General features: G+C 65.0%; 23 protein-coding genes. 9 read left to right on the top strand and 14 right to left on the bottom strand.

Annotation, left to right across the window (positions count from 1 at the left end):
- Nucleotides 1-82 precede the first annotated feature (82 nt).
- The 3 genes from ACIPHM_RS11235 to ACIPHM_RS11245 form a co-directional block, all read right to left on the bottom strand.
- Complete coding sequence (locus ACIPHM_RS11235) at nucleotides 83-1,111, bottom strand: ABC transporter substrate-binding protein (protein WP_400327817.1); 1,029 nt, start codon at nucleotides 1,109-1,111, stop codon at nucleotides 83-85.
- Nucleotides 1,112-1,201: 90 nt separating this feature from the next.
- Nucleotides 1,202-2,119 (bottom strand): ABC transporter permease, encoded by a 918-nt coding sequence (locus ACIPHM_RS11240; protein ID WP_400327819.1) that lies wholly within the window; start codon nucleotides 2,117-2,119, stop codon nucleotides 1,202-1,204.
- A gap of 11 nt (nucleotides 2,120-2,130) precedes the next feature.
- Complete coding sequence (locus ACIPHM_RS11245; protein ID WP_400327821.1) at nucleotides 2,131-2,931, bottom strand: ABC transporter ATP-binding protein; 801 nt, start codon at nucleotides 2,929-2,931, stop codon at nucleotides 2,131-2,133.
- Nucleotides 2,932-3,134: 203 nt separating this feature from the next.
- Here ACIPHM_RS11245 and ACIPHM_RS11250 point away from each other — a divergent pair, with 203 nt between their 5' ends.
- Together ACIPHM_RS11250 and ACIPHM_RS11255 are read left to right on the top strand one after the other, a co-directional pair.
- Nucleotides 3,135-3,797 (top strand): response regulator transcription factor, encoded by a 663-nt coding sequence (locus ACIPHM_RS11250; RefSeq protein ID WP_400327823.1) that lies wholly within the window; start codon nucleotides 3,135-3,137, stop codon nucleotides 3,795-3,797.
- On the top strand, nucleotides 3,794-5,161 hold the full coding sequence (locus tag ACIPHM_RS11255; protein WP_400327825.1) for a sensor histidine kinase: 1,368 nt from the start codon (nucleotides 3,794-3,796) through the stop codon (nucleotides 5,159-5,161). The genes ACIPHM_RS11250 and ACIPHM_RS11255 overlap by 4 nt, the downstream gene beginning before the upstream one ends.
- Before the next feature lie 78 nt (nucleotides 5,162-5,239).
- On the opposite strand, the gene panB is transcribed toward ACIPHM_RS11255, so the two are convergent.
- From panB to hda, 6 genes are all read right to left on the bottom strand, one after another.
- The gene (panB, locus tag ACIPHM_RS11260) at nucleotides 5,240-6,058 is read right to left on the bottom strand and encodes a 3-methyl-2-oxobutanoate hydroxymethyltransferase (RefSeq protein WP_400327827.1); all 819 of its coding nucleotides are present in this window, start codon (nucleotides 6,056-6,058) and stop codon (nucleotides 5,240-5,242) included.
- A 64-nt stretch (nucleotides 6,059-6,122) separates the two neighbouring features.
- Nucleotides 6,123-6,779, bottom strand: coding sequence for a deoxynucleoside kinase (locus ACIPHM_RS11265; protein WP_400327828.1), 657 nt, complete (start codon nucleotides 6,777-6,779; stop codon nucleotides 6,123-6,125).
- Between the two features lie 28 nt (nucleotides 6,780-6,807).
- Nucleotides 6,808-7,323 carry a 2-amino-4-hydroxy-6-hydroxymethyldihydropteridine diphosphokinase gene (gene folK / locus ACIPHM_RS11270; RefSeq protein WP_400327830.1) on the bottom strand — a complete coding sequence of 172 codons (516 nt, stop codon included), beginning with the start codon at nucleotides 7,321-7,323 and terminating at the stop codon, nucleotides 6,808-6,810.
- Nucleotides 7,323-8,810: a polynucleotide adenylyltransferase PcnB gene (pcnB, locus tag ACIPHM_RS11275; protein WP_400328247.1), complete on the bottom strand. Its 1,488-nt coding sequence runs from the start codon at nucleotides 8,808-8,810 to the stop codon at nucleotides 7,323-7,325. The genes folK and pcnB overlap by 1 nt, the downstream gene beginning before the upstream one ends.
- Nucleotides 8,811-8,866: 56 nt before the next feature.
- A complete protein-coding gene (locus ACIPHM_RS11280) occupies nucleotides 8,867-9,547 on the bottom strand; it encodes an HAD family hydrolase (protein ID WP_400327832.1) in 681 nt (226 codons plus the stop codon).
- A 77-nt stretch (nucleotides 9,548-9,624) separates the two neighbouring features.
- Nucleotides 9,625-10,335: a DnaA regulatory inactivator Hda gene (gene hda / locus ACIPHM_RS11285; protein WP_400327834.1), complete on the bottom strand. Its 711-nt coding sequence runs from the start codon at nucleotides 10,333-10,335 to the stop codon at nucleotides 9,625-9,627.
- A gap of 147 nt (nucleotides 10,336-10,482) precedes the next feature.
- Here hda and purM point away from each other — a divergent pair, with 147 nt between their 5' ends.
- Together purM and ACIPHM_RS11295 are read left to right on the top strand one after the other, a co-directional pair.
- Nucleotides 10,483-11,529 carry a phosphoribosylformylglycinamidine cyclo-ligase gene (gene purM, locus ACIPHM_RS11290; protein WP_400327836.1) on the top strand — a complete coding sequence of 349 codons (1,047 nt, stop codon included), beginning with the start codon at nucleotides 10,483-10,485 and terminating at the stop codon, nucleotides 11,527-11,529.
- Between the two features lie 67 nt (nucleotides 11,530-11,596).
- Nucleotides 11,597-11,914 (top strand): LysR substrate-binding domain-containing protein, encoded by a 318-nt coding sequence (locus ACIPHM_RS11295; protein ID WP_400328249.1) that lies wholly within the window; start codon nucleotides 11,597-11,599, stop codon nucleotides 11,912-11,914.
- Between the two features lie 109 nt (nucleotides 11,915-12,023).
- Here the strand turns inward: ACIPHM_RS11295 and miaA are convergent, their stop codons facing one another.
- Together miaA and mutL are read right to left on the bottom strand one after the other, a co-directional pair.
- A complete protein-coding gene (gene miaA, locus ACIPHM_RS11300) occupies nucleotides 12,024-12,971 on the bottom strand; it encodes a tRNA (adenosine(37)-N6)-dimethylallyltransferase MiaA (protein WP_400327838.1) in 948 nt (315 codons plus the stop codon).
- Between the two features lie 7 nt (nucleotides 12,972-12,978).
- Entirely contained in the window at nucleotides 12,979-15,108 is a 2,130-nt protein-coding gene (gene mutL / locus ACIPHM_RS11305) for a DNA mismatch repair endonuclease MutL (protein WP_400327840.1), read from the bottom strand.
- A 334-nt stretch (nucleotides 15,109-15,442) separates the two neighbouring features.
- Between mutL and ACIPHM_RS11310 the strand changes: the two genes are divergently transcribed.
- Nucleotides 15,443-16,114: a VTT domain-containing protein gene (locus tag ACIPHM_RS11310; protein WP_400327842.1), complete on the top strand. Its 672-nt coding sequence runs from the start codon at nucleotides 15,443-15,445 to the stop codon at nucleotides 16,112-16,114.
- Nucleotides 16,115-16,212: 98 nt separating this feature from the next.
- Here ACIPHM_RS11310 and ACIPHM_RS11315 read toward each other — a convergent pair whose 3' ends face one another.
- Together ACIPHM_RS11315 and tsaE are read right to left on the bottom strand one after the other, a co-directional pair.
- On the bottom strand, nucleotides 16,213-17,694 hold the full coding sequence (locus ACIPHM_RS11315; RefSeq protein WP_400327843.1) for an N-acetylmuramoyl-L-alanine amidase: 1,482 nt from the start codon (nucleotides 17,692-17,694) through the stop codon (nucleotides 16,213-16,215).
- Nucleotides 17,676-18,209 (bottom strand): tRNA (adenosine(37)-N6)-threonylcarbamoyltransferase complex ATPase subunit type 1 TsaE, encoded by a 534-nt coding sequence (gene tsaE, locus ACIPHM_RS11320; protein ID WP_400327845.1) that lies wholly within the window; start codon nucleotides 18,207-18,209, stop codon nucleotides 17,676-17,678. The genes ACIPHM_RS11315 and tsaE overlap by 19 nt, the downstream gene beginning before the upstream one ends.
- An 8-nt stretch (nucleotides 18,210-18,217) precedes the next feature.
- Here tsaE and queG point away from each other — a divergent pair, with 8 nt between their 5' ends.
- On the top strand, nucleotides 18,218-19,450 hold the full coding sequence (queG, locus tag ACIPHM_RS11325) for a tRNA epoxyqueuosine(34) reductase QueG (RefSeq protein WP_400327847.1): 1,233 nt from the start codon (nucleotides 18,218-18,220) through the stop codon (nucleotides 19,448-19,450).
- Nucleotides 19,417-20,361 (top strand): site-specific tyrosine recombinase XerD, encoded by a 945-nt coding sequence (gene xerD, locus ACIPHM_RS11330; RefSeq protein ID WP_400327849.1) that lies wholly within the window; start codon nucleotides 19,417-19,419, stop codon nucleotides 20,359-20,361. Before queG ends, xerD begins: the two co-directional genes overlap by 34 nt.
- Nucleotides 20,362-20,366: 5 nt before the next feature.
- Here the strand turns inward: xerD and ACIPHM_RS11335 are convergent, their stop codons facing one another.
- Nucleotides 20,367-21,959 carry a class I adenylate-forming enzyme family protein gene (locus ACIPHM_RS11335; RefSeq protein WP_400327851.1) on the bottom strand — a complete coding sequence of 531 codons (1,593 nt, stop codon included), beginning with the start codon at nucleotides 21,957-21,959 and terminating at the stop codon, nucleotides 20,367-20,369.
- A gap of 121 nt (nucleotides 21,960-22,080) precedes the next feature.
- On the opposite strand from ACIPHM_RS11335, the gene ACIPHM_RS11340 reads away from it, so the two are divergent.
- Complete coding sequence (locus ACIPHM_RS11340; protein ID WP_400327853.1) at nucleotides 22,081-22,572, top strand: aminoacyl-tRNA deacylase; 492 nt, start codon at nucleotides 22,081-22,083, stop codon at nucleotides 22,570-22,572.
- Nucleotides 22,573-22,797: 225 nt separating this feature from the next.
- The gene (plsY, locus tag ACIPHM_RS11345) at nucleotides 22,798-23,400 is read left to right on the top strand and encodes a glycerol-3-phosphate 1-O-acyltransferase PlsY (protein ID WP_400327855.1); all 603 of its coding nucleotides are present in this window, start codon (nucleotides 22,798-22,800) and stop codon (nucleotides 23,398-23,400) included.
- The last annotated feature ends 24 nt before the right edge of the window (nucleotides 23,401-23,424 follow it).

Here is a 23,424-nt window from a genome sequence, read left to right on the forward strand (position 1 = left end):
CGAGCGCGATGTCGGTGCACGCGCGCACAGGGTATTTTGCTTTACGCAGCGGCGCATGACCGCGCCGCTGCCTCCTCTTCGCTCAGCTTCCCTGACGCGCCGCCATCTGCGGCACGAACAGATCGCTCCACTTGGCCGGGCGCGTCTTGATCGTGCCCGCGCGCCCCATGAACTCGACGTACTGCATCAGACCATTCGGCGTGGTGGTGAATTGCAGGCCGGGGTCAGCGAGCATCTGCTCGATCTCGGCTTGCGGCAGGTTCATCTTCGACACGCGCAGGAAGGTCTGCGCCGCGCCCACGTGATCCTTGGCGATGTAAGCCGCGGCCTCTTCTTGTGCCGCCAGAATCGCCTGCACCAGCTTCGGATTCTGTACGGTGAACTGCTTCGGTGCGAACACCACGTCGATGGTGATGTTACCGAGCACATCCGTCGAATTGAGCACGCGCTTGATGCGCGGATCCTTCAGCTCCTGATACGAGAACGGCGGCGAGGTGAAGTGCGCCGTGATTTCCGTCTTGCCCGAGAGCAGCGCGCTCAGGGCTTCCGGATGACTCAGGCTGACCGTCTGCGGATCGAGCTTGGCGTAGTTCTCGATGCCGAACGTTTTGGCGACTGCCATTTGCAGCAGCACGGCGGACAGCGAGGTCTTGATGCCCGGAATCGCGATCTTGTCCTTGGGCGTGAAGTCCTTGAGCGACTTGATGTTCGGGTTGTTCGTATTGAGCCAGAGCGGACCGGTCGAGAGCGCCGACAGACCGATCACTTCCGAGCGCGGAATGCCGTGGGCTTTCGACCACAGTGTGACGAAGCCCGGCGCCCCCGTGCCCGCGACATCGAGATTGCCCGCGAGCATGGCGTCGTTGATGACGTTGCCGCCGTCGAGAATCGTCCACGTGGTTTTCACGTCACCGAGCCCCAGCGCTTTCGCGTGTTTCTCGACGAGATGCTGATCGCGCATGACCATCAGCGGCAGATAGAGAATGCCGTAGCCGTGCGACAGACGAACGGTGCTCGCTTCGGCGTGGGCCACGTTGCCGAGGGTGGAAAGCGCCGTCGTAGCGGCGAGTGTCAGGGCGCTTGCCCAGCGGGCGAAATTGCGTCGATTCATGGTGGTGTTGTCTCCGTATAGTTGGAATTATTCATGCCCCCGAGGGGGCGTCAATCGGACGAAGCCGCAAAACCCGGACCGCTTCGCGTCTCAGTGCTGCATGCCCCAGCGGTGCAGCGTGCGCTTCTCGATGCGCGCGAACAGCAGGTTCTCGACCGCCAGCCCGATCAGAATCACGAAGAACAGCCCGGCGAAGACGTTGGCCGTCTCCAGCGAATTGCGGTTCTCGAAGATGTACCAGCCCAGGCCGCCCGAGCCCGACGACACGCCGAACACGAGTTCCGCGGCGATCAGCGTGCGCCATGCGAACGCCCAGCCCACCTTCAGTCCGGTGAGGATGCTCGGAAACGCGGCCGGAATGAGCACGTGCTGCACGAGCGCGAAGCGTTTCAGTCCGTAGTTCTGACCGACCATGCGCAGTGTTTTCGATACGCCCCTGAAACCGCTGTGCGTGTTGAGCGCCACTGCCCACAGTACCGAGTGCACGAGCACGAAGATCACGCTGCCGTTACCGAGTCCGAACCAGATCAGCGCCAGCGGCAGCAGCGCGATGGCGGGCAGCGGATTGAACATCGCCGTGAGCGTTTCGAGCAGGTCGTTGCCTATTTTCGAACTGATGGCGACGGTCGTGAGCACCGCCGCGAGCGCGATACCGATGCCGTAGCCGATGAGCAGCGTCTTGAGCGAAACAGCAGCGCGCAGCAGCAGCACGCCGCTCGTCAGGCCGCTCGCGAACGCGGTGACCGTGTCGGTGAAACTGGGGAACAGCAGCGCGTTGTCCAGCCAGCGGCCGTAGATTTCCCAGATGATGGCGAGCACGCACAGGATCGCGGTCTTGCGCAGCCAGCTCAGGCGATAGAGTGTCTCGAAGGTGGAGAGCGGGCGCTGGATCGACGACAGCTCGGCCTGCACCGGCTCCAGTACGAACTCCTGACGGTAGACCGGCTCGATGGGCGTCGTGGACGATGACGCGGCGTGTTGCGCGTGATTTGTAGGGATCGCGTTCATGGCCGTCATCCTCAATGAGTGGCGAACAACAGTTGATCGATGCGCGTCTCGAGCTCGCTCTGATGCGCCGTGCCGAGCTGGGCGGGGGCAATGCTGTTGAGCTCGGCCTTGACCTGACCGGGGTGTGGCGAGAGCAGCAGAATGCGCGTGCCGATGCGAATTGCCTCGTCGATGCCGTGCGTGACGAACAGCACCGTGAAGCGCGTGTCGTCCCACAGGCGCAGCAGTTCGTCCTGCATCTTGCGGCGGGTGAGGGCGTCGAGCGCGGCGAAGGGCTCGTCCATGAGCAGCACGTCCGGCTCCATCGCCATGCCGCGCGCGATCGACACGCGCTGCTTCATGCCGCCGGAGAGCGTGTGCGGATAGCTGTCGATAAACTTCGCCAGACCGACTTTTTCGATGTAGTGCGCGGCGCGCTCGGCAGCTTCGCGTGGCTTCAGACGGCCGCTGGCGATGAGCGCGAATTCTACGTTCTGGCGCACGGTTTTCCACGGCAGCAGTTGATCGAACTCCTGAAAGACCATCATGCGGTCGGGGCCGGGCTCGGTGATCGTGCGGCCTTTGAGACGGATCTCGCCGTGCACCGGCGGCAGGTAACCGCCAATCGCTTTGAGCAGCGTCGATTTGCCGCAACCGGACGGGCCGAGCAGCACGAACCGGTCGCCCGGATAGACGTTGAAACTCACTTGCTGGGCGGCAGTGACGAGGTAGTCGTCGGTCTTGTATTGCAGCGTGACGCGGTCGATTTCGAGCAATGGCGGCACTGCGGGCGAAGTCGTCCCGGCAGCGCCCGCAAGGGGGGCGTTGTGCATTGCGTGTCTCCAGAGGGATGCTTTTATAATCGGCTCGATATTAAGTACCGAAGCTGTAGCGAACCTGACATTACGGTGCGATACGGGCCGAATTCAGGGGAAACACTGAGGTGGCCCCCGGCGATTTCCGAGAAAATCGCGCTCGGAGACGCCGCCGCGCCTCGCGCGAGGCCGGTGAAAAGAACGAAGGAGACAAAAAAACCATGCGCATCATGCTGGTGGAAGACACCGCCGATGTCGCCGAAGCGATTGCCACCCAGTTGCGCAGGCTCGGCCATGCGCTCGATTGCGAGACGGACGGTGCGCTCGCCGCGACACGCATCGGCGACGACTACGACTTGCTGATCCTCGACGTCATGTTGCCGCACGTCGACGGCTTCGAGTTGCTCAAGCGCGTGCGAGCGCGCGGTCTGTCCACGCGCGTGCTGATGCTCACCGCCTGCGCGGAGATCGAAGAGCGTGTGCGGGCCCTCGATCTCGGCGCCGACGATTACCTCACCAAGCCCTTCGATTTTCGCGAACTGGAAGCGCGTGTGCGCGCGCTCATGCGTCGCACCGGGCAGGACGCCACGAACCGTCTCACCTGCGCCAATCTCACGCTGGACCGCAAGCGGCGCGGCGTCGAAGTCGACGGTCAGCCGATCGAGCTCACGCGTCGCGAAGTGACGTTGCTCGAAATTCTCGCGGCACGTCCTGGGCGCATCTTCGGCAAGGACGAACTGATGGATCGTCTGTACGGCGATGAGCCCGCGCCGAACGCGAACGCCATCGAGCAATACGTCGCGCGTCTGCGCAAGAAGCTGGCGACGGCGCAATTCCAGATCCGCACGCTGCGCGGACTCGGCTACCAGCTCGTGCTGTCATGATCGTTCCGGGCCGCTCCCTTTATCTGCGCCTGGTCATCCGCATGGGCGCCGTGCTGGCGTTCGCGGTGGTCGCCGTGTTGCTCGGCATCTGGTTCTCGACGCGCTCGGCCGTCGACCGCGCCTACGACCGCTGGCTGCTCGGCAGCGCGTTGCAGGTCGCGGAAAACACGTGGTATCAGAACGGCGAGGTGAATGTCGACGTTCCGCTCGCTGCGTTCTCCGCCCTCGCGCCGGGCGATCAGATCTTCTACACCGTGCTCGATCCCGATGGCCGTTCGGTGGCGGGCGATTCGGAATTTCGTCCGCCGATTCCGTGGGACCAACTGGCCGACGGCCCCATCGTGGTCAACGGCACCTATCAGGAGATGCCGATCCGCATCGCCATCGTGGGACGCCGCATGCCCGTGGCCGCACCGCATCCGTGGGCCGTGGTCGCGCTCGCGCATACGCAGAATGCCCGCGTGCGATTCACGCGAGGGCTGGCCGACAACACGTTGCTCATCACCATCGCCACCGGTGTGCTGACGATGCTCGCCGCGCTGTGGACGCTGCGTCAGGCGCTCGCCCCGCTCAAGCAGATCGAAGTGGCGATACGCGAGCGTGACTCGAACGATCTCGTGCCGCTCGCCGTGACCGTTCCCGCCGAGACGCTCGCGCTCGTCGGGGCGATCAACGATTTCATGCGGCGCCTGGCGACGTCGCGTGCGCTGATGCGTCGCGTGATCGGCGACGCCGCGCATCAACTGCGTACGCCGGTGACCGCGCTCACCGCGCAAGCGGAAATGCTCACGCAGACCCAGGACGAAGCCGCCCGTGCGACGCATATCGCGCGCATTCAGAAGCAGGCGCGCGGGCTGGGCGGTCTCATCCATCAACTTATCAATCACGCGATGGTGCAGCACCGGGCGGAGAGTGTGGCACCGGTGCCGGTCGATCTGAACGAGTTGTTGCAGACGGCGATGCGCGAAACGCTTTCGTACGCCACGCGCGATATCGATGTGGCACTGCACGCGCCCGATGAGCCTTGCATGATTGCTGGCGATGCGCTGAGCTTGCGTGAAGCGATCAAGAACGTGCTGATGAATGCGCTGGCCTATGGCGCGCCGCATCGGCTGCACGTCGAGGTGAGCCGGGTGGACGATCAGTGGCGTCTGCGATTCTTCGACGACGGGCCGGGTATTCCGGCGTCGGAGTGGCAGCGCGTGCGAACCCCGTTCTCCTCGCGCGCCGATGGCCGTGAAGGCGCGAGCCTGGGGCTGGCGATGGTCGCGGAAGTCATTCACGCCCACGGCGGTCAGATGACGTTTGAGCGCACGGAAGGCGAGGGCTTTGCGGTGGTGTTGACGTTGCCGGTGGCGGCATGAAAAAAGCGGTTCATGGCGGAACCGCTTTTGTGTGCGTGGCTTTCGGTGCGACGGATTGCCCGTCGCCCGAGTCGTTGCTCAGAAGCTATGTTCCTGCGTCGGGAACGTGCCGTGCTTCACGGCTTGCACATAGGCTTCGATGGCCGCCGCGATGCTCGGCTGGCCGTCCATGAAATTCTTCGAGAACTTCGGCGACTTGCCGGGGAACACGCCGAGCATGTCCTGCAGCACAAGCACCTGACCGTCGCAATCGACACCGGCGCCGATACCGATGGTCGGCATCGTGGGCACTTCGGGCGTCACGCGTGCGGCGAGTGCCGCCGGAATCGCTTCGAGCACCACCAGTTGAGCCCCGGCGGCTTGCAACGCGCGCGCGTCGTCGAGCAACTGCGCTTGTGCCGCGTCTTCACGCGCCTGCACCTTGAAGCCGCCAAACGCGTGCACGGATTGCGGCGTGAGTCCCAAATGCGCGCACACCGGAATGCTGCGCTCGACCAGGAAGCGCACCGTCTCTGCGAGCCACGCGCCGCCTTCGATCTTCACCATCTGCGCACCCGCCTGCATGACGGCCACGGCGCTCTGGTACGCCTGCTCCTTCGTGCCATACGTGCCGAACGGCAGATCGGCCAGCACCAGCGCCTTGTCCACGGCGCGCGTCACGCATTCGGTGTGATAGCAGATGTCGCGCAGGGCGACGGGCAGCGTCGTGCGCTGGCCCTGAATCACGTTGCCGAGCGAGTCGCCGATCAGAATGGCATCGACGCCCACGCGGTCGAGCAGCGCGGCAAAACTCGCGTCGTAAGCGGTGAGCATGGCGATTTTCTCGCCGCGCTCGCGCATCTGGGCAAGCCCGGGAACGGTCACGGCCTTGCGGTTGGATTCTTGTAGATAACTCATGTCAGCCTCGGTTCAGGAGGGTTCGCAGGCGCGACAGGCGCGCAATCGGCGAGTCGGGAGACGATCAGGGGCGCGCGCCCTTGACGAAGACTTCCTTGCGTCCGCGCATCTGATCGATGCGTTCTACCAGCAGGGCGAAGTCGCTGTCGTTATGCGCCGGGTCGAATTGTTCTGTGTCGACAGTCAATACCGGCGCAGCGGCGTAATGATAGAAGAATTCGCTGTAGATGTCGCACAGCGCGCGCAGATAAGTGTCCGGAATCTGCTGTTCCATCGGGATCGCGCGCTTCTGAATGCGCGAGAACAGCGTCTCGGGACTCGCTTGCAGATGAATCACGAGATCGGGCGCGCGGTGCGCTCGCTCGATATGCGCGACGAGCTTGCGGTACAGGTCAAGCTCGTCGGCGGATAACGTGAGACGGGCGAACAGGCCATCCTTCTCCGGCAGAAAATCGGTGAAGATCGGCTTGCCGTCGATGTCGCGACGCGCAATTTCCGTCGCTTCGTCCACGCGTTGCAGACAGAAGGACAGTTGCGCGGGCAGCGCATAACGCGCGCTGTCGCGATAGAAACGTTCGAGAAAGGGATTGAGCGCGGGCTGCTCGAGCATCAGATCGGCGCCGGCGGCGTCGGCCAGCCGCTGTGCGAGCGACGTCTTGCCGACCCCGATAGGGCCTTCGACGGCCAGATAGCGAAAACGCCCGAGGACGGCAGATCTCATGATGCGTTATGCCTCACGCGAGAGGGCTTCACGAAGCGGCGTAAGCGCGCTTGGTCGGGCAGCAGCCCTGCGCGACGCGCTCGATGCGCTGGTCCGCGACATCGCCGAGCAGTGCGCTCACGCGACCCACACCGGGAATATCGAGGTCGGGTGCGATATCCGCAAGCGGGCGCAGCACAAAAGCGCGTAACGCCATTCGCGGATGCGGCACGACCAGATCGGGTTCGACAATGCGCTCGTCGCCATAGAGCAGCAGATCGAGATCGAGCGTGCGCGGCGCATTCTTGTACGGCCGCTCACGTCCGAAATGCATCTCGATCTTCAGGCACAGCGCAAGTAATTGACGGGCGGTCAGACTCGTCTCGACGGCGACGGCGCAGTTGAGGTAGTCGTCGCCGCTCGACTCGATGGGCGCCGTGCGATACAGGTCGGACTTGGCCGTGATGGTGACGCCGATTTGCTGCGCCAGACAGACGATGGCGTCCTTAATCGCTTGGCGGGCGTCGCCGAGATTCGCGCCGAGCCCGATATAGGCAACAGTCATTAAGCACCTTCGGAACCATGCTGTCGCGATGATACCCGCTTGCCATGATTCTCGCTGGTAGCGTTCTCACCACCGGTGTCCTGATCGCCACCGCTGCCTTCGCTGCCTTCGCCGCCTTCACCGCCTTCACCGCCGCGTCCGCCAGACGGCTTGCGACGACGGCGACGCCGCTTCGCTGCGGGCGTCGAACCCGACGATCCGCTGCCCTGCGAGAGCAGTGCGTCGCGCGCAACCGAGTCGCCTTCGAGGAAGTCCGTCCACCATTGACCGGCTTCGGCCGGGACTTCTCCCGACTCGCAACGCAGCAACAGGAAGTCGTAACCGGCACGCAGACGCGGATGTTCGAGCAGACGCAGCGGCGTGCGGCCGACGCGCTTGTCCAGGCGCACCTGCAAGCCCCAGATTTCCTTCATGTCGGCGACGAAACGGCGCTGGATCGCCAGCTTGCCCGTTTGCGCGTCGAGCACGTCGTCCATTGCCAGATGCAAGGCCGGGATCGGATACTCGCCCGCGCTCTGATACGCCTGCCACTTTTCGAGCACGAGATGCCAGAGCAGGGCGGCGAACAGAAAGCCCGGCGAGACCGGCTTGCCGGCGCGAATGCGCGCATCGGTATTGCCGAGCGCGAGCATGACGAATTTCTCGCCGAGCGGCTGCTCCAGCACGACGTCGAGCAACGGCAGCAGGCCGTGATGCAAACCCTGCGAGCGCAGTTGCTGCACGCATGCCCAGGCATGGCCCGAGAGCAGCAGCTTGAGCATCTCGTCGAACAGACGCGCCGCAGGCACGTTGTCGATGAGCGGGGCGAGCTGCGGAATCGGTGCGGCCGTGGCTTCGTCGATCTTGAAGCCGAGCTTGGCCGCGAAGCGCACCACGCGCAGCATGCGCACCGGGTCTTCGCGATAACGCGTGGCCGGGTCGCCGATCATGCGCAGCACACGCTTCTGGATATCTTCCCAGCCGTGGTGATAGTCATGCACCGTCTGCGCCGCCGGATCGTAATACATGGCGTTGATGGTGAAGTCGCGCCGTGCGGCGTCTTCGTCCTGCTCGCCCCAGACGTTGTCGCGCAGCACGCGGCCCGACTCGTCGGTCACGTGCGTCTTGCGGTCGAGTTCGCCTTTTTTCGGACGACGCGCACCAATCTGCTCGCTATCGACGGCATCGACCAACGCACGGAACGTGGAGGTCTCGATGATCTCCTGCCCGAATTGCACGTGAACGATCTGGAAACGCCGGCCAATGATGCGCGCGCGGCGGAACAGGCGCTGCACCTGCTCGGGCGTGGCGCTTGTGGCGACGTCGAAGTCCTTGGGCGCGATGCCGAGCAGCAGGTCGCGCACGGCGCCGCCGACGATGAAGGCCTTGAAGCCCGCCTGCTGCAACGTGTCGGTCACGCGCACGGCGTTCTTCGAGAGCAGGCTCGGATCGATGCCGTGAACGGAGACGGGAATGACGACCGGCGTGCCGGGCGGCGTCTGGCTGATGGCGCCGTCGTCGGTCTGGCTGTCTTTGCCGAGCAGCTTCTTGATGAATTTGCGGATCACTGGAACAACTCGAGAATGGGCCAGCGACGCGCCAGCGCGATCTCGCGAAGCGCCTCATCGGGGTTCGTTGCCACCGGATGGTTCACCTTCTCCATCAGGGGGACATCGTTGGCGGAATCGCTGTAAAAGAAAGCGTGGTCGAAATCGCTCCACGTCTTGCCGAGGCTGGCGAGCCAGGCTTCGGTGCGGGTGATTTTACCTTCGCGGAAGCTCGGCGTGCCGACGTATTCGCCGGTGTAGCGGGCATTCGGGTCGTCGCCTGCCGTGGCCGGCTCGGTGCCGATCAGATGATCGATGCCGAAGGCCTTGGCGATGGGGCGGGTGACGAACGTGTTGGTCGCCGTGACGATGGCGCACAGATCGCCCGCCTTGCGGTGTGTGTCGAGCAGCGCGAGCGCTTCGGGGCGCACGTGCGGCAGGATCGATTCTTCCATGTACTGCGCGTGCCAGGCGTCGAGCTGGTCGCGCGGGAAGCGGGCGAGCGGCGCGAGACAGAAACGCAGATAGGCCGGCATATCGAGCCGGCCTGCACGGTAGTCCTGATAGAAGGCCTCGTTGGCCTGCGCGTACGAGTCACGCTCGACCGCGCCCTGGCGCACGAGGAAACGGCCCCACTCCTTGTCGCTGTCCGTAGGCAGCAGGGTGTGGTCAAGATCGAAGAGAGCTAAATTGGTCATTACGCGAATTTTACCTGAAGCTAGGGGCCGTCTAATGTCGTTCGGAAACGGATCGGGATGGATCAGTGTCCGACCGGTCAGTTTTTCCCGTCCGGCGCCGCCGGATCGGTGTGGGTAAGCATCTGGCGCAGCAGCGGCAACGTCACCGCGCGCTTCTGTTCCATCGAAAACCGGTCCAGCCGGTCGAGTAAAGCCATCAGGCTCGACATATCGCGCTCGAAGTGCGTGAGCAGATAGGCCGGCACGTCCGCCGCCAGTTGCAAACCACGCTCGCGGGCCGCGTTCTGCAACGCCTGCTTCTTCCCGTTGTCGTCGAGCCCCACAATGTGAAACACGAGACCCCAGCCGAGGCGGGTGCGCAGATCTTCGCGCAGCGGCATGTCGACCGGCGGCTGCGGGCCGGCCGCCACGAAGGCGCAGTGCGGACGGGCGCGAGTCTCGTTGAACAGATTGAAGGCGGCGATCTGCTGCGTAGGCGACAGATTGTCGCTGTCGTCGACGCAATAGACCGTGCTGGCATCGTCGAACGTGAAGGCGGCCAGCGGGCTGTTCGGGCGCAAATAACGTGCGCTCGGGCCGACGGCGTGACACAACGCCTCCATCAGATGGGTGCGGCCGGACCCGGCAACGCCCCAGAGGTAGATGCCGCGGTCGCGCGCCGTACCCGCCGAGAGTTCGGCGGGAAGGCTGGCGAGCGTCTGCGCCGCTTCGCGGTTGGGCCCGACAATAAAATTGTCGAACGTGGCGGGCGGCGGTGTGCCGAGGTCGAGATACAGTTGCTGAATCACGAACGAAGAAAGCCGGCTGAAAGGCCGGCAGAGTACGGTTTACAGGGCACGCAGGCAACTGCCGGCGTCCGATATCCGGTTTGCGCGCCGAAAGGACACGCGCATCGGGTAAAATCGCATTTTACCGAACCTTGATGCATTCCCGTCATGTCACACCCTAACGAAACTTCCGGCCTTTCCTATCGCGACGCTGGCGTCGATATCGAAGCGGGCGACGCACTGGTCGAAGCGATCAAGCCGTTTGCCAAAAAAACCCTGCGCGACGGCGTGCTGGGCGGCATCGGCGGCTTTGGCGCCCTTTTCGAAGTGCCCAAGCGCTACAAGGAGCCGGTACTCGTTTCGGGGACCGACGGCGTGGGCACCAAGCTCAAGCTGGCCTTCACGCTGAACAAGCACGACACGGTTGGCCAGGATCTGGTCGCCATGAGCGTCAACGACATTCTGGTGCAAGGCGCCGAACCGTTGTTTTTCCTCGACTACTTCGCTTGCGGCAAGCTGAACGTGGAGACGGCGGCGACTGTCGTCAAGGGAATTGCCCAAGGTTGCGAACTGGCCGGTTGCGCGCTGATCGGTGGTGAGACGGCCGAAATGCCGAGCATGTACCCGGACGGCGAGTACGATCTGGCCGGTTTCGCGGTCGGTGCGGTCGAAAAGAGCAAGATCATCGACGGCAAGCGCATCGTGCCGGGCGACGTGGTGCTGGGTCTGGCCTCGTCGGGCGCGCATTCGAACGGCTACTCGCTGGTTCGCAAGATCATCGAAGTCGCCAAGCCGGATCTGGACGCCGACTTCCACGGCCAAGCGCTGCGCGACGTGCTGATGGCGCCCACGCGCATCTACGTCAAGCCGCTGCTGGCGCTGATGCAGACGCTGGACGTCAAGGGCATGGCCCACATCACGGGTGGTGGCATTGTCGAGAACATCCCGCGCGTGTTGCAGGATCACCTGACGGCCGATATCAAGCGAGACGCCTGGACGCTGCCGCCGCTGTTCCAGTGGCTGCAAAAGCACGGCGGGGTGGCCGACGCCGAAATGCATCGCGTGTTCAACTGCGGTATCGGCATGGCGGTGATCGTGTCGGCGGACAAGGCCGATGAGGCCGTCAAGCATCTCGAGGCGTCGGGTGAGACGGTCTACCGTCTGGGCACGATCCGCGAGCGCAAGGAAGGCGAAGCGCAGACGATCGTCTCGTAATGACGTTGTGAGACGCTGACGGAGGCGGTTCGAGAAGATTGGTAAGGCGCTCAAGACTGTCGCCGTCATCGCAAGGAATGCACAAAGCCCGCCGGGGAATCCTCGGCGGGCTTTTGTGCCCGATGTAACACGTGAGCCGAAGCTACCCACGAGCCTCACCTGCAACAACATGGAGGCGCTGCTGAGTGCGTCCATCCACGGACTGGGCATCGCTTACATGCCCGATTTTCTCGCGCGCGATGCGCTCGTCGCCGGTCAGCTTCAGTCCTTCCTCGACGACGCTATGGAGAACCCCGGCCAGTTCTGGATGCTCTGGCCATCGAGCCGTCATCTGTCGCCGAAGCTGCGTGTGTTCGTCGACTTCATGTGCGAGCGAATGTTGTAGGCGCGACGTCGCGTCACCGCCTCATCTGCGGCTTGAGACGGTGGCGGACATGAGGCTTCGCCGTCGAGGCAGCGGGGCAGCGAAGCGTGGGGAGCGGGGCGTGGCCCGCTCAGTCCTGCCAGAGCGCGCGCACGGTGGCGACGGCGCGCTGCGGTGCGTCTGCCGCGGTGCAGTCGACGATGTGACGCCCGGGCATCGAGCGCAACCATGTGAGCTGACGTTTGCACAACTGGCGCGTGGCGAAAATCCCCTTGTCGCGCATGGTGTCGTAGTCGGTTTCGCCGTCGAGGTACTCCCACACCTGGCGATAGCCTACGCAGCGCATCGACGGCAGGCCCGCATCGAGATCGCCGCGCGCGCGCAGACGTTCGACTTCTTCGATGAAACCTGCGGCAAGCATCGAACGAAAACGCTCGGCAATGCGCGTGTGCAGGATCGATCGGTCGCCGGGCTCCAGCGCGACCGGCACGAACGTGTGGGCGCTCGGCGTCTCGGGCGTCTGCGCTTGTTCGGCGAGCCACTGCGACATCGGCTTGCCCGAGAGTTCGAAGATTTCCAGCGCGCGCTGAATGCGTTGCGAATCGTTCGGGGCAAGACGCGCCGCCGTCACCGGATCGACGCCGGCGAGTCGCGCGTGCATGGCGGGCCAGCCGTCGCGCGCGGCGTCTTCGTCGAGTCTGGCACGCACGGCGGCGTTGGCCGACGGCAGTGGCGAGAGGCCCTGAGTGAGCGCCTTGTAGTACAGCATCGTGCCGCCGACGAGCAACGCGCGGCGCCCACGTGCTGCAATGTCGTCGACGAGCCGCAGCGTGTCTTCGCGAAACTGCGCAGCGCAATAGGCGTCGCGCGGATCGATGATGTCGATCAGGTGATGCGGCACGGCGGCGAGCTCTTGCGCGCTCGGCTTGGCCGTGCCGATATCCATCTCGCGATAGACGAGCGCGGAGTCGACGCTAACGATCTCCAGCGGGGTGTCCTGTGCCAGCGCGAGCGCGGCGGCGGTCTTGCCGGATGCCGTCGGGCCCAGCAGACAGACGATCGGGGGATTTGCCTTCATGAACCGCTCAACGTCCGCGCATGAACAATTTGTCGAGGTCGCCGAGCGTGAGCTGGTACCAGGTGGGACGTCCGTGGTTGCACTGATCGGCGCGCTCGGTCGCTTCCATCTGACGCAACAGCGCGTTCATCTCCTCGTGCGTCAGACGCCGGTTCGCGCGCACCGCCGTATGGCAGGCGAGCGTGCCGAGCAGTTCGTGCTGACGCTCCGTGAGCGCGCGCGAGCCGCCGTACTGTCGCAGGTCGGCCAGCACCGAGCGGGCAAGCGCCTGCGCATCGGCGCCGTCGAGCAACGCGGGGATGGCGCGCACGGCGAGTGTGGTCGGCGAGATCGCCGAGAGGTCGAAGCCGAGCGCATTCAGCGTCTCCTGATGCTCCTGCGTCGTGCCGATTTCCACCGGATCGGCGAAGAACGTCACCGGGATGAGCAGCGGCTGGACCGGCACGCTTTGCGCGACCAGCGCCTGCTTGAAGCGTTCGTACAGAATGCGCTCGTGCGCCGCGTGCATGTCGACGAGCACGAGGCCGTAGGCGTTCTGCGCGAGGATGTAGATGCCATGCAACTGCCCGAGTGCGAAGCCTAACGGCTGGTCGAGCGACGTGGCGCCGGCGGTGCCGTTACCGTTGGCGTTCGCGGCGAACGCACTGGCGAGCGTTGCGCCGTCTTGTGCCGTGCCGGGGGTGCCTGAATCGCTTGAATCGCCTGAGCCACCCGCGCCACCATAGGCGGGCGAGGGCACATCCGTCACGCCCGGCTGGCCGTACGGACGTGCCGCAGGCGGCGCCGTGCGTCCGAACAGATTGTCGTAGACGGACAGGGGCTGCGCGACCGGCAGCGAGCCTTGCTGCGCGCGCGCGCTCCAGTGGTTGCCGCCCGGTGTGCCGAAGCCCCCGGACGGACGTGCGCCCTGAAAGCCGCCGCCCAGGCCGCCACCGAAGCCGCCACCCGCCGCACCGGGACCGGCGGCCAATCCGCCACCGTCGGCCAGATGCGCCGCGTGCGTGGCGCCTCCGCTGCCTGCCGCACGCGCCAACGCGCGCTGCACTGCGTGGAACACGAACTGGTGGACACTGCGCGCGTCGCGAAAGCGCACTTCGATCTTCGACGGGTGAACGTTCACGTCTACCAACTGCGGCGGGAGTTCGAAATACAGCACGTACGCCGGATAGCGATCGCCGTGGAGCACGTCTTCATAGGCGGCGCGCACGGCGTGCGTGAGCAGCTTGTCGCGCACAAAGCGTCCATTCACGAAGAAGAACTGCTGATCGCCACGGCCACGGCTGGCGGTCGGCAAGCCGACGAAACCCGACAGGCGCAGTTCCGCGGCGCCTTCGTCCAGCGGGAGATGCGCGTCGGCGAAGTCGTTGCCGAGCACGCGCGAGACTCGCGTGGCCGCGTCGGACGCATTCCAGTGCTCGACCGCGCGGTTGTTGTGCAGGATCGAGAAGCCGACGTCCGGGCGCGCCAGTGCGCTGCGGCGAATGACGTCCATGCAATGTCCGAACTCGGTCTGCTCGGTCTTCAGGAATTTGCGGCGCGCGGGCGTGTTGAAGTACAGGTCGCGCACGTCGACCGTCGTGCCGACCGGCCCGGCGGCGGGCGTGAGCGCGCCGGTGTTGCCGTCGATGGCGGTTGCGTGCGGTGCTTCGATCTGACGGCTGGAGAGCGTGAGCTGCGCCACCGACGCGATGGACGCGAGCGCTTCGCCCCGGAACCCGAGGGTGAGCACCGATTCCAGCTCGTCGAGCGTGCGGATCTTGCTCGTCGCGTGGCGGGTGAGCGCCAGCGGCAACTGCTCGGCGGACATGCCGCCGCCGTCGTCGGTGATCGCAATGCGTCGCACGCCGCCTTCTTCCAGCTTGACCTGGAGCGCGCGGGCACCGGCATCGAGGGCGTTCTCAAGCAGTTCCTTGACCACGGAGGCCGGACGCTCGACCACCTCGCCGGCGGCGATCTGGCTGATCAACTGATCGGGAAGGACGCGGATCGCGCGAGCCGGTGCGAGGCCTGCCGGCATGGGGCCGGGGCGGCGCGCAGGCGCGTCGGCGGTGGCGTCGGAAGCTGCCTCGGACGCGGCATCGCCTGGAGCGACGACCGGGTCTTGCGCTTCGGTATCGGGGGTGGGAGTAGCAGACATGGGAACCATTATAAAGGCTGCCCTCAAAGGCATAGGCCCGCCTGTGTTTCATCGTGTAATACCCGCTACACTTCGCTTCGCGTCACCCTCGCGCCCCCGCTGGCCCCCGCGTGCCCTTTAATTGGCAACTAATTTCACTGTGGGACAGTGGCGGGGAGAGAGACTGGCGCGCAACGACATGCCGGGGGGCATCCGGACACGTCCGACCCGCTGCGACAGGCCGGTCCCGGCGGTCATGGAGACTTCACGACGCCCGACGGCCCCGCGCTGGTATGATGCGACACGTCGCACGCCCGCCGGGACGGGCCGGCGTCCTTTATCTTGAGGAATCGACTTGGATACTTTGGTGCAATTGCTGGAGATGGTGCTCCATATCGACAAACACCTTGGCGTGTTTATCGATCAGTACGGAAACTGGGTGTATCTGTTCCTGTTCCTGATTGTGTTCGTGGAAACAGGTCTGGTGCTCTTTCCGTTCCTGCCGGGCGATTCCCTGTTGTTCATCGGCGGCGCCTTTGCGGCCTCCGGCGCAATGGATCCGTGGCTGCTCGGCGTGCTGCTCTTCATCGCGGCGGTCACCGGTAACACGCTCAACTACTGGATCGGCTCGAAGATCGGGCCGCGCGTGTACGAGAAGAACTGGCGTTTTCTCGATCGCGACGCCCTGCGCAAGACCCATGACTTCTACGAACACCACGGCGGCAAGACCATCGTGATGGCGCGTTTCGTGCCGGTCGTGCGCACGTTTGCCCCGTTCGTTGCCGGTGTATCGGCCATGTCATGGGCGCGCTTCCAGCTCTATAACGTGCTCGGCGCCCTGATCTGGGTGGTGCTGCTCGTGGGCGGCGGCTACCTGTTCGGCAATCTGCCGATCGTGAAGCAGTACCTGAACATCATCGTGCTGGTCGGGATTTCGGCCGCCGTGGTACCCATCGCACTCGGCGCGCTCTGGAAGCTGTTCGCGCGCGGCCGTCGCCGTGGTGAGCCGCAAGGGCAAGGCAAGTAAGGATCGCGGCATGAGACGGCTTCGCGCCGTCTTGTTGGCCGTCTCAAAAAAATGGCGCGTCCGGTTTCGGACGCGCCATTTTTCTTTGGGGTTGGACGTCAGGCCGTGCGGTTCTTCGCGATGGGCGGATTCTTGGCGAAATAGGCCTTGATGCCCTTGAGCAGCGCATTGGCGAGCCGTTCCTGATAGGCCGGATCGTTCAGACGCCGCTCTTCCTTGGGGTTGCTGATGAAGGCGGTTTCGACGAGCACAGACGGAATATCCGGCGCCTTGAGCACCGCAAACGAGGCCTGCTCGACATTCTTGCTATGCAGCCGGTCCGCCACGGTGCCGATCTCGGCGAGCAGCGCCGTGCCGAACACCTTGCTGTCGCGGATCTGTGCGGTCGTCGACATATCGAGCAGCGCATGCGCCACCGTGCGGTCGTTGGTTTTGATGTTCACGCCGCCGATCAGATCGGAGGCGTTCTGCGTCTTCTCCAGCAGCCGTGCCGTCGCGCTCGTTGCACCACGCTCGGACAGCGCGAACACCGAGGCGCCGTTGGCCGAGGGCGAGGTGAAGGCGTCTGCGTGAATCGACATGAACAGATCGGCGTCCACACGGCGCGCTTTCTGCACGCGTACGCCGAGCGGCACGAAGAAGTCGGCGTCGCGGGTCATCATCGCGCGCATATTCGGCTGCGCATTGATCTTCTCGCGCAGCCGCTTGGCGATCTGCAACACCACGACCTTCTCGTACGTGCCGCTGCTGCCGATGGCGCCGGGGTCTTCTCCGCCGTGTCCGGGATCGAGGGCGATGGTGAGCAGGCGAGCCGTTTTCGGACCGCGCGGCGGCGCAGGCAGGTCGTCGTTATCGTCGTCGTTGCGTTGCGCCAGCGGCGGTGTTTTATCGGGCGCAGCAGGGTAGGGCGTCGGTGCGGGACGCGAGCCGCGCGCGTTTTGCTCGCGTTGCGCGTAGCGCTGGAAGAACGCTTCGCTCTCTTCCGTGCTCGGCGTGGCGCCACCGGACGACGGGCGTGACGGTGGCAACGGTTGCGTGTTCTGCGAGAGCGCCTGGGCCTTGTTGGCGGTTTGCGCGAGCAGTTCCATGAGCGGATCGGGCTCGACGGCCGGGTACAGGTCGAACACCGTGCGGTACTTGTAGCCGGCGACCGGCGGCAGCGTGAACGATTGCGGCTTCACCCCGGCCTTCAGGTCGAAGACCATGCGCACGACGCCGGGCTTGAATTGCCCCACGCGCACCTGGGAGATCTGCGGGTCGTTCGGCTGGATCTTGGAGACGAGGTCGCGCAGCGCCGGACTTAGATCCACTTCGTCGAGATCGATGACGAAGCGGTTCGGACTTTCCATCAACTGCTGCTGGAATTTGACCGGGTTGTCGGTCTCGAGCGTGACGCGTGTGTAGTCCCGGGCCGGCCAGACGCGCACCGCCACAATGGCGTTGGCAAACGCGAGACGAGGGCCGGTGAGGGCGAGAATCAACGTCGATGCGCCAGCGCGCAATGCGCGGCGGCGGCCGGCATTGGGCGATGAAGCGTCGTCGGTACGGGCGAAGCGTTTGATCAGCATGAGTTCAGGCAAGCAAGTCCGGCCGGCGTGTAGGCGCTCGTCGTCAGACGGCGACTCTCGCCCACAGGTTCCAGGCAAAAGATCAAATCGGGGGTGCCCAGATGACCTCCGGCTTTTTCCGGCCATTCGACCAGGCACAGGGCGTCGCCCGCGAAATGCTCGCGAAAGCCCGTGTCATGCCATTCGGCCGGATCGGCAAAGCGGTATAGATCGAAATGATAGACCGGCAACACCCCGTGTGGTGTGTCGATGTTGTATGGTTCACACAGCGCGTAGGTGGGGCTTTTGACACGTCCCGTGTGACCGAGCGCGCGCAACACCGCCCGCGCGAGCGTGGTTTTTCCCGCGCCGAGGTCTCCCGAGAGCTGCACGTGCAGGCCTGCGTGGGCGGCGTCGGTATGGGCCATGCGCTCCACGATGGCACGTGCGAATGCCGCCGCGAAGGCCTCGGTGGCGGCTTCGTTCGGCAGCGCGAAGATGCGCTCACCCAGCAGGGGCGGCGCCGATGAATCGGGCATGGCGGGCATTGCGTAAAATGGAGTCGATGAAAGCTTCCGTGATTTTCCCCGCTACCGCCGCACAAGTCGAGCCATCGACACCGCCGAAGGCTTCGGAAGTGTCGCCCTCGCGCGACATTGCGACGTCCCGCCCCCTCGATCCGGAGGGACTGGCAGCGCTTGCGGTGCAGATTCACACATGGGCGCGCGAGCTGGGCTTTGCGAAGGTCGGCATCACGGACACCGATCTCTCGCATGCCGAAGCGGGTTTGCAACAGTGGCTCGACGATGGCTGCCATGGCGACATGGACTACATGGCCGCCCACGGCATGAAGCGCGCGCGGCCCGCCGAACTGGTCCCCGGCACGGTGCGCGTCGTCAGCGTGCGCATGAACTATCTCCCAAGCGACACCGACGTGACGCACTGGCGCGAGCGCGAAGCGGCGCGCTCGGCAATGCCGGGCGAGGCCGTCGTGTCGCTCTATGCCCGCGGACGCGACTATCACAAGGTCATGCGTAACCGTCTGCAACAACTCGCGGATCGCATAACGCATGCGATCGGTCCTTTCGGGTACCGGGCATTTACCGATTCGGCCCCGGTGCTCGAAGTCGAACTCGCGCAGAAGGCCGGGCTCGGCTGGCGCGGTAAGCACACTTTGCTGCTCTCGCGCGAGGCGGGTTCGCTCTTCTTTCTCGGCGAGATTTTCGTCGACGTGCCGCTGCCGGTCGATACCGACGGCGCGAACGTCGAACGCGGCGAGCACTGCGGTCAATGCCAGCGATGCCGCGATGTCTGCCCGACGGGGGCGATCACCGAAGCGTTCCGTGTCGACGCACGGCTGTGCGTGTCGTATCTGACGATCGAGCACAAAGGCGCGATTCCCGAGGCGCTGCGCGCGAAGATGGGCAATCGTATCTACGGGTGCGACGACTGTCAGCTCTACTGTCCGTGGAACAAGTTTGCGCAGCCGTCGCCGCTCACCGATTTCGCTCCGCGCAACAGGCTCGACAGCGCGTCGCTCGTCGAACTCTTTGCATGGAGCGAAACGGATTTCATGGGTCGGCTCGCGGGCAGCCCGATTCGTCGGATCGGCCATGAACGGTGGCTGCGCAATCTGGCCGTCGGGCTGGGCAATGCGCTGCGCGAGACGCTCGATGCCGAGGCCCGTACGCCCATGCGCGACGCCTTGCTCGCGCGCCGCGATCATCCCTCTGCGCTGGTGCGCGAACACGTCGAATGGGCGCTCGCCCAGGAAGGAGCTACGGCTTGAGTACCGGCTTGGGTATCACTTACGAGCGCAGCGCCACGCTCATCGACCAGTTCTGCGACACGATCTGGCTCGAAGACGGTCTCTCGCGCAATACGCTCGACGCCTACCGTCGCGATCTTCGTTTGTTTGCACAGTGGCTGGCGCAAAAGCAGGAGATGGCGCTCGACGGCGTGGACGAGGCGGCGCTCTCCGACTATCTGGCGTGGCGTCGCGACAGTCTGGCGAGCAGCGTGAATCGTCGCCTGTCCGTCTTCAAACGCTTCTATCAATGGGCACTGCGCGAACACGTCGTGCAGCAGGACCCGTGCTTGCGCATCGCATCGGCCAAGCGTGCGCAGCGTCTGCCGTCGACGTTATCGGAAGCGCAGGTCGAGGCATTGCTCGCCGCCCCGGATCTCACGCAGCCGCTTGGCCTGCGCGATCGCGCCATGCTCGAGTTGATGTACGCGAGCGGCCTGCGCGTGTCGGAGCTGGTGGCGCTCAAGACCATCGAGGTGGGATTGAACGAGGGCGTGCTGCGCATTTTCGGCAAGGGCGCGAAGGAGCGGCTCGTGCCGTTCGGGGAAGAGGCCAATAGCTGGCTCACGCGCTATCTGGCCGAGAGCCGGGGCGTGCTGCTCAACGGCCGCGCCTGCGACACGCTCTTCGTTACACAACGCGGCGAGGGCATGACGCGTCAGGCGTTCTGGTATCTGATCAAGCGCTACGCCTTGCAGGCGGACATTCGCGCGCCGCTCTCGCCGCACACGCTGCGCCACGCCTTCGCCACGCATCTGATCAATCACGGCGCCGATCTGCGTGTGGTGCAGTTGCTGCTCGGCCATGCCGACATCTCCACCACGCAGATCTACACGCACGTCGCGCGCGAGCGTCTCAAATCGCTGCACGCGCAGCATCACCCGCGCGGGTAAGGCCGTTACAGCAGCGCCCGCAGCTTGTGCTTGAGCACCTTACCCGTGGAGGCGGCGGGCAGGGCGTCCAGCACGCGAATCTGGGCGGGACGCTTGTACGGCGCGAGCCGCGTCGCGGCCCACACGGCGAGCGCGTCGACGTCGATGACATGGCCCGGGCGCGCTTCCACGAACGCGATCACCTGCTCGTTGCCCTCTTCGGGGCGTCCGAGCACGGCGGCCTGGAGCACGTCGGGATGGCTCGCGAGCGCCTGCTCGACTTCGAGCGGATAGACGTTGAAGCCCGAATGGATGATGAGTTCCTTGGCGCGTCCGGCGAGGAAAAGGGCGCCGTCTGCCGTGCGACGTGCGAGATCGCCGGTGCGTAACCAGCCGTCCTGCGTCACCGTGGCGGCGCTCAGTGCCGGGGCGCGGTAGTAGCCGAGCATCACGTTCGGGCCGCGCACCCAGAGTTCGCCGACGTCGCCGTCGGGCAGGTCTTTGCCGTCCACGCCCACGATACGCACCGCCACGCCCGGTATGGCATGGCCGACGGCGCAGTCGTCGCGAGGGGCGTCGAGCAGGGTCTGGGCGACGGTCGGGCTGCTCTCGGTGAGCCCATAGCCGTTGTGGATCGGCTGGCCGTAGAACGCTTCGACGCGTGCCTTGAGCGCAGCGTCTAGCGGCGAGCCGCCCGAGTAGACGAAGCGCAGGCGAGGGGCGACGAGCGAGGCGCCTTGCGTTGCCACATATGCCATCAGACGCGCGTGCATGGCGGGCACGCCTTGCAGAATCGTCAGGCCGTCGTGAGCGAGCGAGTCGAGCGCGGCCTCGGGCGTGAAGCGCGCGGCGAGGCGCAACGTGCCGCCGGCGTACAGCGTGCCCAGACACACCGACGTCAGCCCATAGACGTGCGAGATCGGCAGCACCCCGTAGGCGGTGTCGTCCGCACTCACGCGTCGCAGCGTGCTCGACACAGCGGCGATGAACATCAGGTTGCGATGCGAGAGACGCACGCCTTTGGGCGTGCCGGTCGTCCCCGTCGTGTAGATCAGCGCCGCGCATTGTGCTGCGGGATCGCTTTGTACCGGCTCGGGGAGGCTCTCGGCATCGGCATCGGACACGGCAATGGCGCCCAGCCCAAGTTCCGTCCAGACGACTTTGGCGGCGTCCGTGCGGGCGTGCGCGGCGGCGTCGGGAGAGGCGTCGACGGTGTAGATCGCACAGCGCGGCTGGGCGTGATCGCGGATCACGTGCAACTCCGCCGGCGAGAGCCGTGCATTACAAAGCAGCGGCCACGCATCAAGCGCGGCGACGGCAAGCAGCAGTACGACATACGCGATGCCGTTCTCGCCGACGATCATTACGCGGTCGCCGCCGCGCACGCCGTGCACGCGCAGGCGCTCGGTGCAGGCGGCCACGACGCTCGTCAGCTCGCCGTAGGTCAGACGGCCGAAGTCGTCGATCAGCGCGATGCGTGCGGGCGTGTGCGCAGCGATACGCGCGGGCAAGGTGTCGATGCGGGCGGGCAGATGTGCGAGCCACTCGGCGGCGATGGCATCTTCGCGCGAGGTGTCGACGAGATCGGGAATATGGGGGGTGTCGGTGATGGGGGACATGCGCGCATTGTAATGCGGCGGCCGTGACGCGACAGGGAAGGCCGGGAAGGCCGGGAGGGCCTGGACAGCGGGCGGCATTCCGGGACCGCAGCACCGGCGCGATTTATTACAATAGGCGCCCATGAGCAAGACCAAACACGTCTCGGAAACGCCGGCCACGCAGTTTCTGAAGCAAAACAAAGTGGCATTTACCGAGCACGTCTACGACTACGTCGAGCATGGCGGAACGGGGGAGTCTGCGCGCCAGTTGGGCGTGGACGAGCATGCTGTCGTCAAGACACTCGTGATGGAAGACGAAAAAGCCCGGCCGCTGATCGTGCTCATGCACGGCGATTGTCAGGTGTCGACCAAGGCCCTTGCGCGTCAGGCGGGATGCAAGCGCATTGAGCCGTGCAAGCCGGACGTCGCGAATCGTCATTCGGGGTTTCTCGTCGGCGGCACGAGCCCGTTCGGCACACGCAAGACCATGCCGGTCTACGTGGAAGCGTCGATTCTCGAACTGCCCAGGCTCTACATCAATGGCGGGCGTCGCGGGTATCTCGTGTCGATGGCCCCGTCCGAAATCGTGCGCGTGCTTGCGCCCACGCCGGTGAACGTCGCACTCACCGACTGACCTTCCTTCGCTCCCCGCGCGCTCGCGCGTCTGGGCCCGCAGGGGACATTGCCCATTGTTTCCGGCGGGAGATCCCGGGATCCGTGATTTAACGACGGTGTCGGGCTTCCGGAATTTCGGGGCTGTCCCCGAGGCGCGGCGCAACCCCGTGTTTGCCAGAATGGGGAGGCGAGGCGGCTCAAGTAGAATGGCGGCCATTACCCAATCTCCTCACCCACGAAGTTCATGGCCACACTGGTTTTTATCGTTATCGCGTATCTGATCGGCTCGGTGCCGTTTGCGGTGATCGTCAGCCGCACGATGGGTCTCGCGGACCCGCGTAGTTACGGTTCGGGCAACCCCGGCGCCACCAACGTGCTGCGCTCGGGCAACAAGAAGGCCGCGGTGCTGACGCTGATCGGCGACGCGCTCAAGGGCTGGCTCGCCGTCTTTCTCGCGGAGCGTTTCGCCGAAGCGTGGGGCGTGGGCGATTTCGGTCTGGCGGCCGTGGCGCTTGCCGTTTTCCTCGGCCATCTGTACCCGGTGTTCCTGCGCTTTGCGGGCGGCAAGGGCGTGGCGACGGCGGCAGGCGTGCTCTTCGCCATCAGCCCGATTCTCGGCCTCGCGGTGATGGCGACGTGGCTCATCATCGCCGTCTTCTTCCGCTATTCGTCGCTTGCGGCGCTGGTCGCGGCAGTGTTTGCGCCGCTGTATTACGTCTTTATGTTCGGGTTCGGGCCGTATTCCCCGGCAGTGATCGTCATGGCGATGTTGCTGATCTACCGACATCGCGCAAACATCGGCAAGCTGATCGCGGGCAAGGAAAGCCGCATCGGACAGAAGAAGTAAGCGCAAGCCTGGGCCGTCATCCGG

Origin of the sequence: Pandoraea sp. NPDC087047 (genome assembly GCF_044745225.1) — a bacterium.
GTDB lineage: Bacteria > Pseudomonadota > Gammaproteobacteria > Burkholderiales > Burkholderiaceae > Pandoraea.

What these genes read in the sequence shown, in the direction of transcription:
- ACIPHM_RS11235 (WP_400327817.1), bottom strand. Translation starts at nt 1,111, where the DNA reads ATGAATCGACGCAATTTCGCCCGCTGGGCAAGCGCCCTGACACTCGCC.
- ACIPHM_RS11240 (WP_400327819.1), bottom strand. Translation starts at nt 2,119, where the DNA reads ATGAACGCGATCCCTACAAATCACGCGCAACACGCCGCGTCATCGTCC.
- ACIPHM_RS11245 (WP_400327821.1), bottom strand. Translation starts at nt 2,931, where the DNA reads ATGCACAACGCCCCCCTTGCGGGCGCTGCCGGGACGACTTCGCCCGCA.
- ACIPHM_RS11250 (WP_400327823.1), top strand. Translation starts at nt 3,135, where the DNA reads ATGCGCATCATGCTGGTGGAAGACACCGCCGATGTCGCCGAAGCGATT.
- ACIPHM_RS11255 (WP_400327825.1), top strand. Translation starts at nt 3,794, where the DNA reads ATGATCGTTCCGGGCCGCTCCCTTTATCTGCGCCTGGTCATCCGCATG.
- panB (WP_400327827.1), bottom strand. Translation starts at nt 6,058, where the DNA reads ATGAGTTATCTACAAGAATCCAACCGCAAGGCCGTGACCGTTCCCGGG.
- ACIPHM_RS11265 (WP_400327828.1), bottom strand. Translation starts at nt 6,779, where the DNA reads ATGAGATCTGCCGTCCTCGGGCGTTTTCGCTATCTGGCCGTCGAAGGC.
- folK (WP_400327830.1), bottom strand. Translation starts at nt 7,323, where the DNA reads ATGACTGTTGCCTATATCGGGCTCGGCGCGAATCTCGGCGACGCCCGC.
- ACIPHM_RS11280 (WP_400327832.1), bottom strand. Translation starts at nt 9,547, where the DNA reads ATGACCAATTTAGCTCTCTTCGATCTTGACCACACCCTGCTGCCTACG.
- purM (WP_400327836.1), top strand. Translation starts at nt 10,483, where the DNA reads ATGTCACACCCTAACGAAACTTCCGGCCTTTCCTATCGCGACGCTGGC.
- miaA (WP_400327838.1), bottom strand. Translation starts at nt 12,971, where the DNA reads ATGAAGGCAAATCCCCCGATCGTCTGTCTGCTGGGCCCGACGGCATCC.
- mutL (WP_400327840.1), bottom strand. Translation starts at nt 15,108, where the DNA reads ATGTCTGCTACTCCCACCCCCGATACCGAAGCGCAAGACCCGGTCGTC.
- tsaE (WP_400327845.1), bottom strand. Translation starts at nt 18,209, where the DNA reads ATGCCCGCCATGCCCGATTCATCGGCGCCGCCCCTGCTGGGTGAGCGC.
- queG (WP_400327847.1), top strand. Translation starts at nt 18,218, where the DNA reads ATGGAGTCGATGAAAGCTTCCGTGATTTTCCCCGCTACCGCCGCACAA.
- xerD (WP_400327849.1), top strand. Translation starts at nt 19,417, where the DNA reads ATGGGCGCTCGCCCAGGAAGGAGCTACGGCTTGAGTACCGGCTTGGGT.
- ACIPHM_RS11335 (WP_400327851.1), bottom strand. Translation starts at nt 21,959, where the DNA reads ATGTCCCCCATCACCGACACCCCCCATATTCCCGATCTCGTCGACACC.
- ACIPHM_RS11340 (WP_400327853.1), top strand. Translation starts at nt 22,081, where the DNA reads ATGAGCAAGACCAAACACGTCTCGGAAACGCCGGCCACGCAGTTTCTG.
- plsY (WP_400327855.1), top strand. Translation starts at nt 22,798, where the DNA reads ATGGCCACACTGGTTTTTATCGTTATCGCGTATCTGATCGGCTCGGTG.